The following is a 15452-nucleotide window of genomic DNA, read 5'->3' as shown; positions in this document are numbered from 1 at the left end:
GGGGTGGATACCATGACTGGATTTACCTTGGTTAACGTTCTAGGCGGTCTGCTGATCGTCACGTCGATGATGGTGGTCCTCGCCAAGAAATCGAAGACGGCGGCGTACTGCTATGCCGCCCAATCGCTCGTGCTGGTGCTCTCGTTCGTGACCCTGGGGGCCACGACGGGCTCTGCCGAGCTCTTCACTTGGGCCGGTACCGCATTTGTTACGAAGGTGCTGGTGGTTCCCGGCATCATCCTCTATTTGTCCAACAAGGTGGGGGATGCGGGGGCTGCGCTCGGGCCGCGTGTGAACAAGTCGGTTCTCCCGATTATCATCGCGGTCGAGGTTGCAGCGTGCTTTGCGGCGGTTCAAGGGGTTTCGCTTCCCACCGCCCTGGAGGTCAAACCCGCGCTCGCCATCTCGCTTGCGCATTTCTTCATCGGTTTGACGTGCATTGTTACGCAAAGAAATATCGTCAAGCAGATCTTCGGCTACTGTCTGATGGAAAACGGCTCGCATCTGACCTTGGCTCTGCTGGCCCCCAATGCGCCCGAGCTGGTCGAGGTGGGCGTGGCCACCGACGCGTTCCTCGCTGTCATCATCATGGCGGTTATGGCCTATCGCATCTACAAGGTGGCCGGCACGCTTGATGCCGAAGATCTCATGGAACTGAAGGGTTAGGGGGATGATTATGGATTACGCATCGCTTTTGACGACGCTGATCGCGGCCCCGCTGCTCTTCGCGCTTCTGATGGCGGTTCTGCCTTCCAAGGCCGTTCCGCGCCCGGTGTACGAGGCGATTCACGTCGCATCCATCGTCGCCGTACTGGTTTTGTCGTTGTACGTGGTCGCCCAGGTGTTCTCATCGGGGCGCTCCATCGACGCTTTCGGCCTCTGGCTGCATCTCGATGCGCTGGGAAGCGTGTTCGTCGCGCTCATCGGCGTGATCGGATGCCTGACGGGCATCTACTCGATACCCTACATTCGCCACGACGTCGAAGCGGGCCATATGGCGCCCGCCCGCGTCAAGCAGTTCTACGTGTTCTTCAGCTTGTTCCTGTTCACCATGCTGGTGGTCGCTGCCTCCAACAACATCATCCTGATGTGGGTGGGTATCGAGGCCACAACGCTGTCCACCGTGTTTCTGGTGGGCGCCTACGACGCCAAGCTCTCGCTGGAAGCCGCGTGGAAATACGTGGTGGTCTGCACGGCCGGCGTCGCGTTCGGCCTGTACAGCACGGTGCTCATCTATGCTAACGCCGCCGATGTGATGGCAAACGCGCACGAGGCGGTCCTGTGGACCTCCGTCGTGCCCTACGCCGCGCAGCTCGACGGCGCGCTGGTGCAGATCGCGTTCGTGTTCGCCGCCATCGGCTTCGGCACGAAGGCCGGTCTGTTCCCCATGCACACCTGGCTTCCCGACGCCCACTCAGAGGCTCCCAGCCCCGTGTCGGGCCTTCTGTCGGGCGTCCTCCTGAAGTGCGCGATGCTCATCATCATGCGCTTCTACGTTCTGGCGATCCAGGCGGTCGGTCCGTGGTTCCCGCAGACGGTTATGCTGATCGTGGGCATCGTCTCGGTGTGCATGGCGGCGCTCGCCGTATTCTCCCAGGACGATATCAAGCGGAAGCTTGCATACAGCTCGTGTGAGAACGTGGGTATCGTGGCGCTTTTTCTCGGATTCGGCGGCCCCCTTGGAGTTGCGGCGGCGCTTATACACTGCGTCGCGCACGGTTTCACGAAAGCGCTTGCGTTCTGTGCATCGGGCAATATCGTGATGAAGTACGGGACACGCGATCTCAACAGGATCAGCGGCATGGTGAAGGTCATGCCCGCAAGTGCCGTCATCCTTTCCATCGGATTGTTCGCGCTTTCAGGATTTCCTCCATTCGCGATGTTCGTATCCGAGATCGTCGGCATCGTTTCGGGTATCCAGGGAGATCACTGGGTCGTTGTAGCTGTCATGGCAGCCGCTCTGACCATCGTGGTTGCCGCGTTCTCTCAGGTCGTGCATAGAGCGGTGTTCGGCAAGGTTCCCGAGGGTATGGAGAAGGGCGACGTCAGCCCGTTGGCCCTCGTTCCGGAAGCGGCGCTGGTGTGCCTGATCCTATGGTTCGGCATCGCCATGCCCCAACCGGTGCTCAACGGCATCGAGGATGCGACGGCCATCGTCTTGCAAGACGATGGCGCGGTCCTTCGCGACGTGCCGCTGTTCGATCAGCTTTTCAATCCCGATCAGGGCGCCTCGGCGCCCGGATCTTCCACCGTGCGTCATAGCTAGGAGGCGATCATGGATAACGTAATCACACCCGCGCGCCCCGGAACGACGCATGTGCAGGCCGTGTCCGAGAGGTTCCCGGGGGTTCTCAAGTCCGCCGAATGGCAGTGCGACGACCAGGTGACCATCACGGTCGCCCTCGATTCCCTGCCGGATGTGGTCGAGTTCCTGTATTTCGGCCGCGGCGGCTGGCTGCCCATGATGGTGGGCAACGACGAGCGTTCCTTGAACGGAAACTACGCTCTGTACTACATCCTCTCGATGGAGGAAGAAGACCGCTGCTGGTGCGTCGTTCGTGTCGAGGTGCCCGCCGATACCTGCGAGTTCCCCTCGGTTACGCCACGCGTCCCGGCGTGCGTGTGGTCCGAGCGCGAGGTGCGCGATATGTTCGGCCTGCGTCCCGTTGGCCTTCCCGACCAGCGTCGTCTGGTGCTGCCCGACGACTGGCCGGACGACCTGTACCCGCTGCGTAAGGATTCCATGGACTACCGTCAGCGGCCCATGATCGCGAGCGAAGTCGAAAACTACGAGTTCCTTGCCGAAACGGGCGACCGAGAAACCACCGTCGTGCCCATGGGTCCCTTGCATGTCACCTCCGACGAGCCGGGGCACTTCCGCCTGTTCGTGGAAGGCGAGCACATCATCGATGCCGACTACCGCCTGTTCTACGTCCATCGCGGTATGGAGAAGGTGGCCGAGTCGCGCATGAACTACGATGCCGTCACATTTCTGGCCGACCGCGTCTGCGGTATCTGCGGAAACGCCCACTCGGTGGCTTACGCCGAGTCGGTCGAGCATGCGCAGGGCATCGCTGTTCCCCTGCGCGCCCAATACATCAGGGCCATCTCGCTCGAGGTCGAGCGCATGCACTCTCATCTGCTGAACCTGGGCCTCGTGTGCCACTACAGCGGCTTCGACACCGGGTTCATGCACTTCTTCCGCGTGCGCGAGGATTCGATGCGCCTTGCCGAGCTTCTTACCGGTCATCGCAAGACCTACGGTTTGAACCTTATCGGAGGCGTGCGCCGCGACATTCTGGAGGATCGCAGGGCCGAGACGCTGCGGGTTATCCGCAAGCTGCGCGACGATGTGAAGAGTCTTCTGGACGAGCTGATGAGTACGCCCAACTTCGAGGACCGCACCAAGGGCGTCGGCAGGCTCGATCCCAAGATCGCACGTGCGTTCAGCCCGGTGGGCCCGTGCGTGCGCGGTTCGGGGTTCTCGCGCGATGTGCGCTTCGACCATCCCTATGACGGGTACAGGGACATCCAGGGCCTGTTCAAGGCTCGCGGCCACGATGGATGCGACGTCATGAGCCGTACCCTCGTGCGCATCGAGGAGTTCATGGACTCGGTGGCAATGGTCGAGTGGTGGCTTGAGAACCTGCCCGCAGGTGCCATCCTCAACGAGGATTGGAAGTACGAGCCGCATAGGTTCGCCATCGGCTATACCGAGGCCCCGCGCGGCGAGGACGTTCACTGGGCGCAGATCGGTGACAACCAGAAGTGCTACCGCTGGCGCTGCAAGGCGGCTACATACAGCAACTGGCCCATCCTGCGCTACATGTTCCGTGGCAACACCGTTTCCGACGCAGCCCTGATCGTAGGTTCGATGGATCCGTGCTATTCGTGCACCGACCGCGTGACGTTCGTGGACGTGAAGAAGGGCACCGAGAAAACCGTAAGCAAGTCGCAGCTCGAGTCCTATTGCTTGAGGCGCACCCACTCGCCGCTGAAGGATTAGGTGATCGGATATGCTCAAAACACTGCGCAACGCATTCAAAACCGGGGACGCGACGGTCAAGTACCCCTTCGCCCCCTTGGAGACCGTACCCGATTTCCGCGGCAAACCCGAGCACGACCTCGAACGCTGCATCGCATGCGCCGCTTGTGCCGTCGCCTGCCCGCCCAACGCCATCCAGATGGCGACCGATTTGAAAGCTGGTACGATTACCTGGTCCATCGACTACGGTCGCTGCATATTCTGCGGTCGGTGCGAAGAAGCCTGTCCCGTCGAGGCCATCAGGTTGGGAGACGAGTTCGAGCTTGCCGTTATGAGCAAGTCCGACCTCACCGAGGATGCAACCTACGCCCTCGAGTGCTGCTCGGAGTGCGGTCGCTACTTCGCTCCGCGCAAACAGGTGGATTACGCCTGTCGCGTGCTGGCTACTTTGGAGGGCAACGCCGAAGCCGACGAGTCCATCGAAGTCGCGCGCGTGTGCCCCGAGTGCAAGCGCCGCGCCGATGCGGTGAGCGCCCTGGCCGCCGCCCGTGCTGAAGGAGGCAGATAATGAGTGAACTGGTGCTTCCCGAGCGCTTGCAGACCCGGCTCGAACCCATCGAGCTGGACGCCAAGATCCAAGAGGCTAAGGCGGCTTTGCTGGGCAAGATCAAGCGCTCTGTCTACATCTACCGCGTCGACTGCGGAGGGTGCAACGGGTGCGAGATCGAGATCTTCGGCACCATCACGCCGGTGTTCGATACCGAGCGGTTCGGCATCAAGAACATGGCCAGCCCGCGCCATGCCGACATCTTGGTGTACACGGGCGCGGTAACGCGCGCGATGCGCCTTCCGGCGATGCGCGCCTACGAGGCCGCGCCCAATCCCAAGCTGATCGTATCCTACGGCGCCTGCGGGTGCACGGGCGGGATCTTCCACGACAACTACTGCGTGTGGGGCGGCACGGACAAGCTCATGCCGGTGGACGTCTACATTCCGGGTTGCCCGCCTTCCCCCGCGCAGACCATCTACGGGTTCGCCATCGCGCTGGGCCTTCTGGGCCAGAAGCTCCATGAGACCCATCTGGTGGAGGGAGAGGGCGAGCAGGCTCCCATCCTGCATGGCGACGTGCCCTACAAGCTGAAGGTCGAGCTGGAACGCGAGGCGCGGAAGCTGGCGGGTTACCGGTACGGGCGCGATTTGGTCAACCGGTTCATGGATGCGCTCGATCCGTCGTCGGGCGACGTGCTTGCGTCGGTTGACGGGCTGATACGCGCCGAGGACGATCCGCGCAAAGTGGAGATCTTCGCCGAACTGAAGGATATTCTGGAGAAAAGGATCGTGAGCATCGCGTAATGGCAACCGCTGATTACAAGGCTGGGGAAAACCGCATGGAGTCCATCGGCACGTCGGGGGACCATATCGTGTTCTACCTGCTGCGCATGAAGTTCGTCGATCGGGCGGAGGCGATTCCCGACGACGCTCAGGACGTGCTGTACTACACCTTGTCCGTCGGGCACCATACCGGGGTTGTGGATTGCTTCGAGCGTGCGCTTGCGGTTCCCGTTGAAAGCTACCGCAGGATCGCGGCACTCTTCGAGAAAGACGACGCGCGTCGTAAACTGGAGGGTGTGTTCAGGTTCGGCGAGATCGAGATCGGGAAGGAGCACATTGGCGTGCTCCTTCCCGCCGCCCGCTTGGCGCTGTCGACCATCGATGTGTACGATGCGCCGGGCAAGACCAGTCTTCCGCTTGAGGTTGGCGAGCTCGATTATCTGGTCGGGCTGATTGATCTGCTGCTTAAAGTGAGGGATGAGACGAATGTCTACCTCATGGTTAGGAGGGGTTGATGAGCGAAGCGCCGGATGGTGGCAAGACGCGCCGCAATGCGCCTGAAGGGAAGGACGCGCCTGCAGACGGGTTTGAGCGCAACATCGTGTTCACGGCGGGCAGCGTGCTGCGCGGCGACGATGCCGCCGGCCCGATGCTCGCCAAGATGCTGGAGGACGATCCGGTGCCGGGCTGGGAGGTTGTCGATGGGGGGCAGACTCCCGAAGATGATCTGTACTACATCCGCGAGGTCGCTCCCGCACGCGTGCTGTTCGTCGATGCCGCCCAGATGGGCGTGGAAGTCGGAGCCGTCAGGCGGATATCTGTGGGCGACGTGGCCGACAGGTTTCTGTTCACCACGCACAGCCTTCCGGTTACCTTTCTTCTGAATCGGATGGCCCAATACTGCTCCGATATCGTCTTCCTGGGTGTTCAAGTGCGCTCAACCGAGTTCTTCGACCCGTTGTCTCCCGAGGTCGTATCGGCTATCGAGTCGATAGCGCAGTGCGTGCGGGAAGGAGGGGATTTCAGTCGGTTCGAGTCTGCGGCGTAAGGTTTGGAAGTTGCGAGGGTCCGTTTCAATGCGATGAAAGGACGGGATGGTATGAATTCTGAGGACGTCAAGTTGGTGAAGCCGGACGCGCTGGGTCCGGCCGAGATCGAGGCGAAGGCCGAGGTATTGGCGGTGGGAAAGACCAAGATGACCGCCGCGAAGACGTTTGTGGCAGCTATGCTGGCCGGTGCGTTCATCGCCTTCGGCGGCATGTACTTCTGCGTGTTCCTGGGCGATGCGACCATGCCGTTCGCGGCGCAGCGCATGGTGGGCGGAATCTGCTTCTGTCTGGGCCTGGTTTTGGTTCTGTGCTGCGGCTGCGAGCTGTTCACCGGGAACTCGCTGATGGTGGCCGCCAGGGCGTCGGGAAAGATCTCGTGGGGCCAGATGCTCAAGAACTGGGGTATCGTCTGGGTGGGTAACCTCGCCGGTTCCCTTCTGGCCGTGTTCCTTATCTATATGGCTCAGGTCTATCTGCTGAACAGCGGCGGTGTGGGCACGGCTATGGTGGGCGTGGCGGCCGGAAAGGTGGTGCTCGCTCCCGAAACCATGTTCTTCAAGGGGATCATGTGCAACATCTTCGTGTGCCTGGCGGTGTGGATCGGGTTCGGCGCGCGCACCACGGTTGACAAGATCGTCGGCATTCTGCTTCCGATTTCGGCCTTCGTGGCGGCGGGCTTCGAGCACTGCGTTGCCAACATGGCGTTTCTTCCGATGGGTCTTTTGCTGAACACGGTGGCCGGAATCGGAACCCCGGGCGCGGTCACGTTGGGCGGTGTGGTGTTGAACCTGGTCATCGTCACGCTGGGTAATGTCGTGGGGGGCGGTTTGGTGGGAATCGCCTACTGGTTCACCTACGGCAAGCGCGATCGGGCGTAAGCCGGACAAGGGGCGAGCTGCCGATGGGTTCGCGAGTTTGCCGGCAGACGCGAACAGGTGATGAAGACGACCAGCCTCACTGCGCTTGGGTGCGCGGTGCGGCTGGTCGCCGGACATAAGGGACCCGCTTTCTGTGAGGGATGACGGAACATACCACGGGCTGCACGCGCTTAAATGGGCGGCCTGTTCGACGCTGATCGGCGCGATTTCGGGCGCCGTCGCGCTTCTGCTCACCTTCGCGGCGAACGGGTCGGAGCATTTCTTCTCGCTTCATCCCCTTGCAGGGGGGCTGCTGGTTCCCTGCGTGCTTGCATCGTACGGCTTGTACCGGGTGCTGGGTGTTTCGTTTTCCACAGGGACGCTGTCGGTGGTGAACGCGGCCAGAAGCGGGGGGCTCCTTAAGGTCGAAACGGCGTTCGCTGTCGTGATCTCGACTGCGCTGAGCCTCGTGGGAGGCGCTTCGGTGGGCAAAGAGGCGGCTGCACTGCAGTCGGGCGGATCGGTGGCGGCCGGCACTGCCCGTTTGTTTCGCCTCGAGGGGACCTCGGTGCGGTTCCTTGTCGCCGCGGGCATGGCGGCGGCCTTCTCGGTGCTTCTCTGCGCTCCTTTCGCAGCGGTTGCGTTCGTCGTCGAGGTGGTGCGCCCGCGCATGCGCGACCTCCTCGATGCCCGCTCGGCGAGCGTGGTGGTTTCGGTGGCCGCCTCGTGGGTTCCCGCAATGCTTATCGGGATGGATAATCCCTGGCAGATGCCCATCGCTGCCCCCGAGCCGCCCGACGCTTTCGTCGAGGCGATTATGGTCAGCGTTTTGTGCTGCTGCGCCGGTCTGGGGTTCGTCGTGACGCTCAAGCTGGTCCACACGGCTTCAAGCGCGTTGTTCTCAAACGATCTCGCACGCGTCGTGGTGGGCGCCGCGTGTGCAAGCGGGTTGTCGCTCGTTGCGTTTTCGGTGACGGGGGAGGCGGTTGCGAACGGGACGGGGTCGTGGCAGGTGCTTTCGGCCCTGACGGCTGACCCGCACGCGTTTTACGAGGTCGCATTTAAGATAGGGCTCACTGCCGTATGCCTGGGGTTCGGCATCAAAGGCGGTGAGATCATGCCGGTTATCTGCATCGGAGCTTTGACGGGTGCGGCATGGTCGTCCATGACCGGGGAACCCTCTGCGTTTGCAGCCGCCGTGGGCGTGGTTGCGATCCTGTCCGCCTGCGCGCGGTGTCCCTTTGCGGCGTTTCTTCTGGGGGTGGAGCTGTTCGGTTTCGCCTGCGCGCCGTATTTCGCCCTCGCCGCGCTTGCGGGGCTGCTCCCCTCGTATGCGGCGAACCTCTACGACGGAGCCACCTGGTCGCTTGACGAGATGTTTGCCCGGGGAAAGCCGTCAGATTAGGGCTTTTCGGCAAAAGGGTCGGCATCCGGGTCGAAGGCGGTCTCGTCCACGTACTCGATACCGTCGTGCAGCTCGATGTCATGTAGCACGCGGCATCCGTAGAATACCCGCTCTTCAAGCGAGCGCACGCCTGCGGGGATGTTGATGCGCTTCAGCGCCCCGCACGCGCGAAACGCCCGCTGCCCGATCCACCCCAGGTTGGGAGGGAGGTTTACCTCCACCAAGCTGGGGCAGGTGTTGAATGCGTCGTCCTCGATCACCTCGAGGTCGGAAGGAAGCGACACGTCTTCAAGTGTCATGCAATCGCGCATGACGCCGACTTCGACAGTGGCGAGGCACGGGGGAAACGCGATGGATCTCAGGCACACGCAGTTCCGGAACGCCTCCTTGCCTATGGCGGTCACGCTGGGGGGAAGCTCGATCGAATTCAGTCCGCGACACCTAAGAAACGCCTGATCATCGATAACTTCAAGCTCCTTGGGCAGCTGGATGCTGTCGATGCGCCAGCAGCCCTTGAAAGCGCGCCTTCCGATGCGCCTCAGCGTCGAAGGGAGGCAGACGACTTCGAGGTTCACGCAGGCGTCGAAGGCTTCGTCTTCGATCTCGACCACGCCTTCGGGAATGACCACTTCGTGCACGTAGCGGTTGCGCTGGAACGCGCCCGGGCCGATATGGGTGGCTCCGATGGGAATCCGTACGCAGGAGTTCATGCCTGAGTACTCGGCAAACACCATCTTGTAGAAATCCATGGGGCTCCTTTTGCAGGCGTTAGCGCAGCGCTCGCGCGCCTCCGATGCGTCGTCTCGCTGCGCTTCGGTGCGACAGACGAAGTAAATATAACGCATCGAACGCGACCAAGCGGAGTGCGCATGAAAGTGACGGGGTGCATCCGATCGCAGTCGTGATAAAGTTTCGCAAGAGGGAAAAGGCCGGCCGACGCCCATCTGCAGGCGCGGCATTCTGCGCGGGGTCTTGGGGGTCCTCGTTTCTGCATTCTCATTCACAGGCGAGCCGCTGACGCGGCGTGCGGCGATTTCATATGGTCAGCGCGGCGTGCGGCACAACAAAAGGAGCTGCAATGAACGAACGCAGTGAAATGTGGGCCGAACTCGGCATGGATCTCGAAGCGCACGATAACCTCTGTGCGGTGCTTCCCACGGCATTCGGCGACGTGTTCCTTTCGCAGGATAACCGGCCGGCCGGGATGGCCTATTGGGATATGGTGACCGCCGACATCCACGGCATTCGCCCCGCCGAGTTGGTCGAGGCGCAGAAGAGGGGCCAGAAGGTGTTCGGCACGTTTTGCGTGTACGTTCCCGACGAGGTGGTTGTGGCATGCAACGGCATCGTGACGGGGCTGTGCGGCGGATCCCAATTCTGGGTCCCCGATGGCGAGCAGGTTCTTCCCAGCGACGTGTGTCCTCTCATCAAGGCGTCGGTCGGAGCGCGTCTCGGGCGCACCTGCCCGTTTTTCCGCATAGCCGACGTGTTTGTAGGGGAAACCACGTGCGATGGCAAAAAGAAGGCCTACGAGATTCTTGCGAACGACGCTCCGATGTACGTCATGGACGTTCCGCAGATGAAGCGAGAGAGGGACATCGTCAAGTGGGCGGGCGAGATCGAAGACTTCGCAGCTATGGTCGAAGAGGTTACCGGCAGCAAGCTGACACCGGAGGGCCTGGGTCGCGCCATCAAGGTGATCAACGACAAGCGCCGCGCTCTCGCCCGCGTCTACGATGCCCGCAAGTCCAAGGTCGCCCCCATAAGCGGCACCGATGCGTTGCTGATGATGCAGATCGCGTTTTTCGACGATCCGGTGCGCTGTGCCGAGATGTGCAACAAACTGGCTGACGAACTGGAGCAGCGCATCGCCGAGGGCGTAAGCGCCATGCCGGCCGGCTCGAAGCGCATCCTTATCACGGGAACGCCGCTGGCGGTTCCGAACTGGAAGCTGCACCATATCATCGAGACGTGCGGTGCCGTGGTGGTCTGCGAGGAGATGTGCACGGGCACGCGTTATTTCGAGAACCTGGTGGACGAGACGCAGACGACGCTGGAGGGTCAGTTCCGCGCTCTGTCCGAGCGTTATATGAAGAACAACTGCGCATGCTTCACTCCGAACACCGGACGCATCGACGACGTTATCCGCCTTGCGCGGGAATACCAGGTCGACGGCATCATCAATACGAACCTTACGTTCTGCACGACGTACAAGCTGGAAGGTCCCGCGCTCGAACGCGCCGTCGAGGAGGCTGGATTCCCCGTCCTCAACATCGAGACGGACTATTCCGACGGCGACACCGAGCAGCTGCGCACGCGCATCGGGGCCTTCGTCGAGATGCTGGGCGCCTAGGATGATCGATGTCGGGGAGCTGATCGAACGTGCGCGGGCGGATCATCCAGGGCGCGTGATCGACTGCTACCTGCTGTTTTCCAGCAATAACGACGCGATGGCCCTATTCGGGGAGGCGCGCGCGGAGGGATTGTCCGTGCGTGTCTCTCCGACCCCGCGGCAGGCCCGCGCATGCTGCGGGGTGTCGCTTCTCGCGGGAGGCGACGACGCGGCTGCCGCCTGCCGGCTTGCGCATGATCGGGGCATACCGCTTGAAGGAGTCGTGGCGCTTCCGCGGCAGATCGATCCGTACCGAGACCGGTACTGCTAGGGCGTGCACGCCGTTGCCGAAGGCGGTAAAGTGGGGGCAAGGTGCTGCGCACCTGGAGCGCAGAGGTCCATCGATGAAGGGACGATTCGATGATCTATTTCGATAACGCGGCGACCACGTTGATGAAGCCGCCGTCGGTAGCCGAGGCGGTGGTGCGCGCCCTCGAGTCGTTCGGCGGTCCGGCACGCGGCGTTCACGAGGCTTCGATCGCGTCGTCTTTGGCGGTGTACGAGGCCCGTGCAACGATCGCCCGCCTTTTGGGGGCGCAGAGCGCGGGTCGCGTGGCGTTCGGCTGCAACGCCACCGATGCGCTGAACGCCGCCATCGAGGGTCTGCTCCCTCCGGGTTCGCATGCGATCACCACGGCCGCGTCACATAACTCGGTTCTCAGGCCGCTGTACCGCAAGGTCGATCGCGATGGCGCCTCGTTGTCGATCGCCCCCATCGCGCCTGACGGCTCCCTTGACATTAAGACCTACGAGAAGCTGTTTCGTCCCGAAACGGTTCTGGTGGTGGCCACTCATGCGTCTAACGTCACGGGCAACGTCTACGATGTCCGCCGCATGGCGCGCATCGCCCACGACCACGGCGCGCTGTTCGTGCTCGATGCAGCCCAAACTGCCGGCGCGATTCCGATCCACCTGCAAGAAGACGGTTTCGACGCCGTAGCGTTCACGGGGCACAAGAGCCTGTTCGGTCCCCAGGGGACGGGAGGAATCGCCCTTTCCTCCGCGCTCGAGATTCCGTCGTATCGCGTAGGGGGATCGGGTACGCACAGCTACGATCGCGTCCATCCGTCGTTCATGCCCGAACGTCTCGAGGCGGGAACCCTGAACGCTCATGGGCTTGCGGGGCTTGCGGCCGGTGCGGCCTATCTCGAGGAAGCGGGAATCGAAGCGGTCGGCGCGCGGGTCAGGAGCCTTGCTCGTCGCTTCGAGGAGGCCGTATCCCGGATCGACGGCGTTTGCGTCTACGGGGGCTCCCCCGATGCTGCGCGATGCGGTATCGTTGCGTTGAATGTGGGTCGGGCCGACTCGGCGCTCGTCGCCGATCGCCTGAACGCTGATTTCGGTATCTGCACGCGGGCGGGCGCCCACTGCGCACCCCTCATGCACGAGGCTTTGGGGACGTCCGATCGGGGAGTGGTTCGCTTCAGCTTCTCGCATTTCAACACGGAAGAAGAGATCGACGAGGGGGTAGGTGCACTTGAAGAGATCGCGCGCGAGCTTGCCTAGGAAAGCGGATGAACCTCGGCTGAAAACGGCATCTATCGGTATCGACATCGGATCGACCGCGACGAAGGTGGCGGTTATGGACGAAGGCAGGCTGATCGAGGCGTTTCTGACGCCGACGGGTTTCAGCAGTGTCGATGCGTCCGAGCGCGTTGCGCGCGAGCTCGAAGCGCGTGGGTACGCGGTCGAGGGCAGCGATGTGGTGGCCACCGGCTACGGCCGCGTGTCGGTTCCGTATGCGGCGCGCACCCTGACCGAGATCACCTGCCATGCGCGGGGCGCGGTGCACCTGTTCGGCGCCGACGGGACGGTTATCGACGTGGGCGGTCAGGACACCAAGATCATCCAGATAGCCGATGGCAAGGTGAGAAAGTTCGTGATGAACAACAAGTGCGCGTCGGGCACGGGCAAGTTCCTCGAACTCATGGCCGATCGCATGGGCGTATCCCAGCCGACGCTGTCCGAACTTGCGCGGGCGGGGCAGCCCACCCCGATCACCAACGTGTGCACGGTGTTCGCCGATTCCGAAGTGGTGTCCCTGATCGGCCGGGGGGAGCCGTTGGAAAACATCGCCAACGGGATCATCGAATCGGTGGTAAGTCGCGTGAGCTCGCTTGTAGGCCAGCTGCGCAGCGGCGAATACTATCTGACCGGCGGTCTGTGCGAGAACGATTACGTGGTCGAGCGCCTATCGGCTCACCTGGGGGCTCCGGTGCATACTACCCCTCGGGCGCGTTTTGCCGGGGCGATTGGTGCGGCGCTGAGCTGATCGCCTCAGGACACAGCTGGCTGCGCTTGATGCTTTGGCGTGAGAGTTTTTCAGCCCGGTGCGCAGGGCCGAAGAGGGGGACGTACTCGATGTCGACCGAGCTTCCCTGAAGGTCGTACCAGCGCATCGGGGTTCCGCAGAGGTGCCTGATGGCGTACTTTGAGTTGATGACGAACCGGTCGATGTTGCTGAGGGTTCTATTCGAGGTCGCATACTTCCTGAGGAAGCAGAACCTCACGCTTCCCACGGGGTTGGGCCTGCGGAACACCGAGTAAGAGCGCTGCTGGAGGGGGAGTTCTCCGGCCTCTATCAAATCGCCCATGATCTGGTGAAGGTACTCGTCCACGAACTGACCGCATTTGTACCCCAGGTTCAGGCGCACGCGGAACAGATAGTCGGTTCCGAAGCTCTCTACCGCGTAGCTGCGCTCGAACGGATCGTCGGTGACCACGATATCGACCAGCCAGTACGCCCGCGCTCGTTTGGGTCGGTTGTCGAGGATAGAATACAGGACGTCGCGGTCGATCTTGCCCATGCGCCCGGGTTTGGTGATGTAGACGAGGTTGTCGGCTGTCAGAGGTAGCCGTGCATCTTCCGAAAGCCTGCCGATCTGGGCTTTGTAGCGCGCCAGAGGCAAAAGGTTGGCCTGGCTTCGCTCTATTGCCGTGCCGCGCTGCCATACGACCATGACGTAGGCCAGCACGGCGGCGATGGCGACGGTGATGTAGCCGCCATGGGGAAACTTCGAGAGGCTTGATAGGAAGAATCCCGTTTCAAGCGAGGCGAACGTCGCGACGAACACCGCGGCCGCAATCCGGAGCCCTCGGAGCTTCCACAGATAGACGCCCATAAGAGCGGTGGTCATCAGCATGGTTACGGTGATCGCAAGACCGTAGGCGGCTTCCATGGCGCTGGATGATTTGAAGAACAAAACGACGGCTATGCATCCGATCGCCAGCATCAGATTGATACGGGGGATGTATACCTGGCCCTTTGCCTGCGAGGGGTATTTGAGGTGCAGATGCGGCATGAGGTCGAGGCGCATGGCTTCGGATGCGAGGGTGAACGAACCGGTGATGAGCGCCTGGCTGGCGATGATGGCCGCCGCCGTCGACAGACCCACCGATAAGGGGCGCACCGACGGGTCGAGCATCTGGAAGAAGGGATTCATATCTGCAACGGCGGCGATCTCCGCATTGCCGATGTTCGACGCGAGCCACGCTCCTTGTCCGAGGTAGCACAGGATCAGGCAAGTTTTGACGATCGGCCACGAGGCGTAAATGTTCGCTTTGCCCACATGGCCCATGTCGGAGTAGAGCGCCTCGGCGCCGGTCGTTGCGAGAAAGACGCTGCCGAGGATCATGAGTCCTGCATGGTTGTCCGGCGAGAAGACGAACGCGATCGCGTGCATCGGATTGACGGCTGCCAGCACCGAGGGGCATCCGGCCAACTGGACGGCACCCGCGATTCCCAGAAAACCGAACCAGCACGTCATGACGATTCCGAACACGCCTCCGATGGCGGAGGTGCCGGCCCGTTGCACGCCGAACAGGATAGCGATGATACCGATGGCCACCAGAGCCACGTGGGCCTGCCCTCCTTCGAAGAACGGTGCGACGGGCCCGACGGTGCGCAGGCCCTCCACGGCGGTGGTGATGGTGACCGCGGGCGTGAGGATTCCGTCGGCTAGAAGCGCCGCACCCCCCACGATGGCGAGGCCGACGAGTTGGGGACAGTGCTTCCTCACCAAGCTGTAGAGGGCGAATATGCCTCCCTCGCCCTTGTTGTCGGCATTGAGCGCGACGAGCACGTATTTGACGGTGGTGATGAGCGTGACGGTCCAGATGATCAGGGAGAGCGCGCCGATCACGGTTTGCTCGGAGAGGGATTCGATCCCGCCGTTGCCGTTCACGATCGCCTTCATCACGTACAGCGGGCTGGTTCCGATATCTCCGTACACCACCCCCAGGGCGACGAGCGCAAGCCCGATGCGGGGTTTGCGGCTTTTCGCCGTGCGGACCCTATCGGTTGTCCGATGCGCGGGGCCAAAGGTTGTTGCAGAAGGTTTGATTGTGTCGGTACGAGGGGGTTCCTCTATCGGCGAATCGGTTTCAATCTCATTCATGAAACGTCTCGATCTCCCGAAAAAATATGACGACT

General features: G+C 62.2%; 15 protein-coding genes. 13 read left to right on the top strand and 2 right to left on the bottom strand.

Translation table 11 applies throughout. From position 1 onward, the window contains the following. Positions 1-12 precede the first annotated feature (12 nt). The 9 genes from hyfE to EIH26_RS00950 all read left to right on the top strand — a co-directional run bounded on the left by hyfE (position 13) and on the right by EIH26_RS00950 (position 8628). The gene (hyfE, locus tag EIH26_RS00990; RefSeq protein ID WP_124060360.1) at positions 13-666 is read left to right on the top strand and encodes a hydrogenase 4 membrane subunit; all 654 of its coding nucleotides are present in this window, start codon (positions 13-15) and stop codon (positions 664-666) included. A 10-nt stretch (positions 667-676) separates the two neighbouring features. After that, positions 677-2266, top strand: coding sequence for a hydrogenase 4 subunit F (locus EIH26_RS00985; protein WP_124060359.1), 1590 nt, complete (start codon positions 677-679; stop codon positions 2264-2266). Positions 2267-2275: 9 nt separating this feature from the next. Continuing rightward, positions 2276-4006 (top strand): NADH-quinone oxidoreductase subunit C, encoded by a 1731-nt coding sequence (locus EIH26_RS00980; protein WP_124060358.1) that lies wholly within the window; start codon positions 2276-2278, stop codon positions 4004-4006. A gap of 10 nt (positions 4007-4016) precedes the next feature. Beyond that, positions 4017-4553, top strand: a complete 537-nt coding sequence (locus EIH26_RS00975) for a formate hydrogenlyase complex iron-sulfur subunit (RefSeq protein WP_124060357.1) — start codon at positions 4017-4019, stop codon at positions 4551-4553. After that, complete coding sequence (locus EIH26_RS00970) at positions 4553-5338, top strand: NADH-quinone oxidoreductase subunit B family protein (RefSeq protein WP_124060356.1); 786 nt, start codon at positions 4553-4555, stop codon at positions 5336-5338. Before EIH26_RS00975 ends, EIH26_RS00970 begins: the two co-directional genes overlap by 1 nt. Beyond that, positions 5338-5832, top strand: a complete 495-nt coding sequence (locus EIH26_RS00965; protein WP_124060355.1) for a formate hydrogenlyase maturation HycH family protein — start codon at positions 5338-5340, stop codon at positions 5830-5832. The genes EIH26_RS00970 and EIH26_RS00965 overlap by 1 nt, the downstream gene beginning before the upstream one ends. Next, positions 5832-6365 carry a hydrogenase 3 maturation endopeptidase HyCI gene (locus EIH26_RS00960; protein ID WP_124060354.1) on the top strand — a complete coding sequence of 178 codons (534 nt, stop codon included), beginning with the start codon at positions 5832-5834 and terminating at the stop codon, positions 6363-6365. Before EIH26_RS00965 ends, EIH26_RS00960 begins: the two co-directional genes overlap by 1 nt. Before the next feature lie 51 nt (positions 6366-6416). Further along, positions 6417-7244: a formate/nitrite transporter family protein gene (locus EIH26_RS00955; RefSeq protein WP_124060353.1), complete on the top strand. Its 828-nt coding sequence runs from the start codon at positions 6417-6419 to the stop codon at positions 7242-7244. A gap of 133 nt (positions 7245-7377) precedes the next feature. Beyond that, the gene (locus tag EIH26_RS00950) at positions 7378-8628 is read left to right on the top strand and encodes a chloride channel protein (RefSeq protein WP_164470934.1); all 1251 of its coding nucleotides are present in this window, start codon (positions 7378-7380) and stop codon (positions 8626-8628) included. Here EIH26_RS00950 and EIH26_RS00945 read toward each other — a convergent pair. Then, on the bottom strand, positions 8625-9377 hold the full coding sequence (locus EIH26_RS00945) for a leucine-rich repeat domain-containing protein (protein ID WP_164470933.1): 753 nt from the start codon (positions 9375-9377) through the stop codon (positions 8625-8627). The two genes, EIH26_RS00950 and EIH26_RS00945, sit on opposite strands and share 4 nt — an antisense overlap. Positions 9378-9706: 329 nt before the next feature. Here EIH26_RS00945 and EIH26_RS00940 point away from each other — a divergent pair, with 329 nt between their 5' ends. The 4 genes from EIH26_RS00940 (at position 9707) to EIH26_RS00925 (ending at position 13292) form a co-directional block, all read left to right on the top strand. Further along, positions 9707-10981, top strand: coding sequence for a double-cubane-cluster-containing anaerobic reductase (locus EIH26_RS00940; RefSeq protein ID WP_124060350.1), 1275 nt, complete (start codon positions 9707-9709; stop codon positions 10979-10981). Position 10982: 1 nt separating this feature from the next. After that, positions 10983-11291, top strand: a complete 309-nt coding sequence (locus EIH26_RS00935) for a DUF3343 domain-containing protein (protein WP_124060349.1) — start codon at positions 10983-10985, stop codon at positions 11289-11291. A gap of 89 nt (positions 11292-11380) precedes the next feature. After that, a complete protein-coding gene (locus EIH26_RS00930; RefSeq protein ID WP_124060348.1) occupies positions 11381-12526 on the top strand; it encodes an aminotransferase class V-fold PLP-dependent enzyme in 1146 nt (381 codons plus the stop codon). Further along, on the top strand, positions 12519-13292 hold the full coding sequence (locus tag EIH26_RS00925) for an acyl-CoA dehydratase activase (RefSeq protein WP_241152715.1): 774 nt from the start codon (positions 12519-12521) through the stop codon (positions 13290-13292). Before EIH26_RS00930 ends, EIH26_RS00925 begins: the two co-directional genes overlap by 8 nt. Here EIH26_RS00925 and EIH26_RS00920 read toward each other — a convergent pair. Further along, entirely contained in the window at positions 13243-15417 is a 2175-nt protein-coding gene (locus EIH26_RS00920) for a KUP/HAK/KT family potassium transporter (RefSeq protein ID WP_124060347.1), read from the bottom strand. The genes EIH26_RS00925 and EIH26_RS00920 overlap by 50 nt on opposite strands. Positions 15418-15452: the final 35 nt, after the last annotated feature.

Origin of the sequence: Gordonibacter sp. Marseille-P4307, assembly GCF_900604965.1 — a bacterium.
Taxonomy (GTDB): Bacteria; Actinomycetota; Coriobacteriia; order Coriobacteriales; family Eggerthellaceae; genus Berryella.
Note: the sequence above shows the minus strand (reverse complement) of the source record. Positions and strands in the feature narration are given on the sequence as shown.

Coding starts and splice junctions, on each gene's coding strand:
- hyfE (WP_124060360.1), top strand. CDS start 13: ATGACTGGATTTACCTTGGTTAACGTTCTAGGCGGTCTGCTGATCGTC.
- EIH26_RS00975 (WP_124060357.1), top strand. CDS start 4,017: ATGCTCAAAACACTGCGCAACGCATTCAAAACCGGGGACGCGACGGTC.
- EIH26_RS00930 (WP_124060348.1), top strand. CDS start 11,381: ATGATCTATTTCGATAACGCGGCGACCACGTTGATGAAGCCGCCGTCG.
- EIH26_RS00965 (WP_124060355.1), top strand. CDS start 5,338: ATGGCAACCGCTGATTACAAGGCTGGGGAAAACCGCATGGAGTCCATC.
- EIH26_RS00970 (WP_124060356.1), top strand. CDS start 4,553: ATGAGTGAACTGGTGCTTCCCGAGCGCTTGCAGACCCGGCTCGAACCC.
- EIH26_RS00985 (WP_124060359.1), top strand. CDS start 677: ATGGATTACGCATCGCTTTTGACGACGCTGATCGCGGCCCCGCTGCTC.
- EIH26_RS00920 (WP_124060347.1), bottom strand. CDS start 15,417: ATGAATGAGATTGAAACCGATTCGCCGATAGAGGAACCCCCTCGTACC.
- EIH26_RS00945 (WP_164470933.1), bottom strand. CDS start 9,377: ATGGATTTCTACAAGATGGTGTTTGCCGAGTACTCAGGCATGAACTCC.
- EIH26_RS00940 (WP_124060350.1), top strand. CDS start 9,707: ATGAACGAACGCAGTGAAATGTGGGCCGAACTCGGCATGGATCTCGAA.
- EIH26_RS00935 (WP_124060349.1), top strand. CDS start 10,983: ATGATCGATGTCGGGGAGCTGATCGAACGTGCGCGGGCGGATCATCCA.
- EIH26_RS00960 (WP_124060354.1), top strand. CDS start 5,832: ATGAGCGAAGCGCCGGATGGTGGCAAGACGCGCCGCAATGCGCCTGAA.
- EIH26_RS00955 (WP_124060353.1), top strand. CDS start 6,417: ATGAATTCTGAGGACGTCAAGTTGGTGAAGCCGGACGCGCTGGGTCCG.
- EIH26_RS00980 (WP_124060358.1), top strand. CDS start 2,276: ATGGATAACGTAATCACACCCGCGCGCCCCGGAACGACGCATGTGCAG.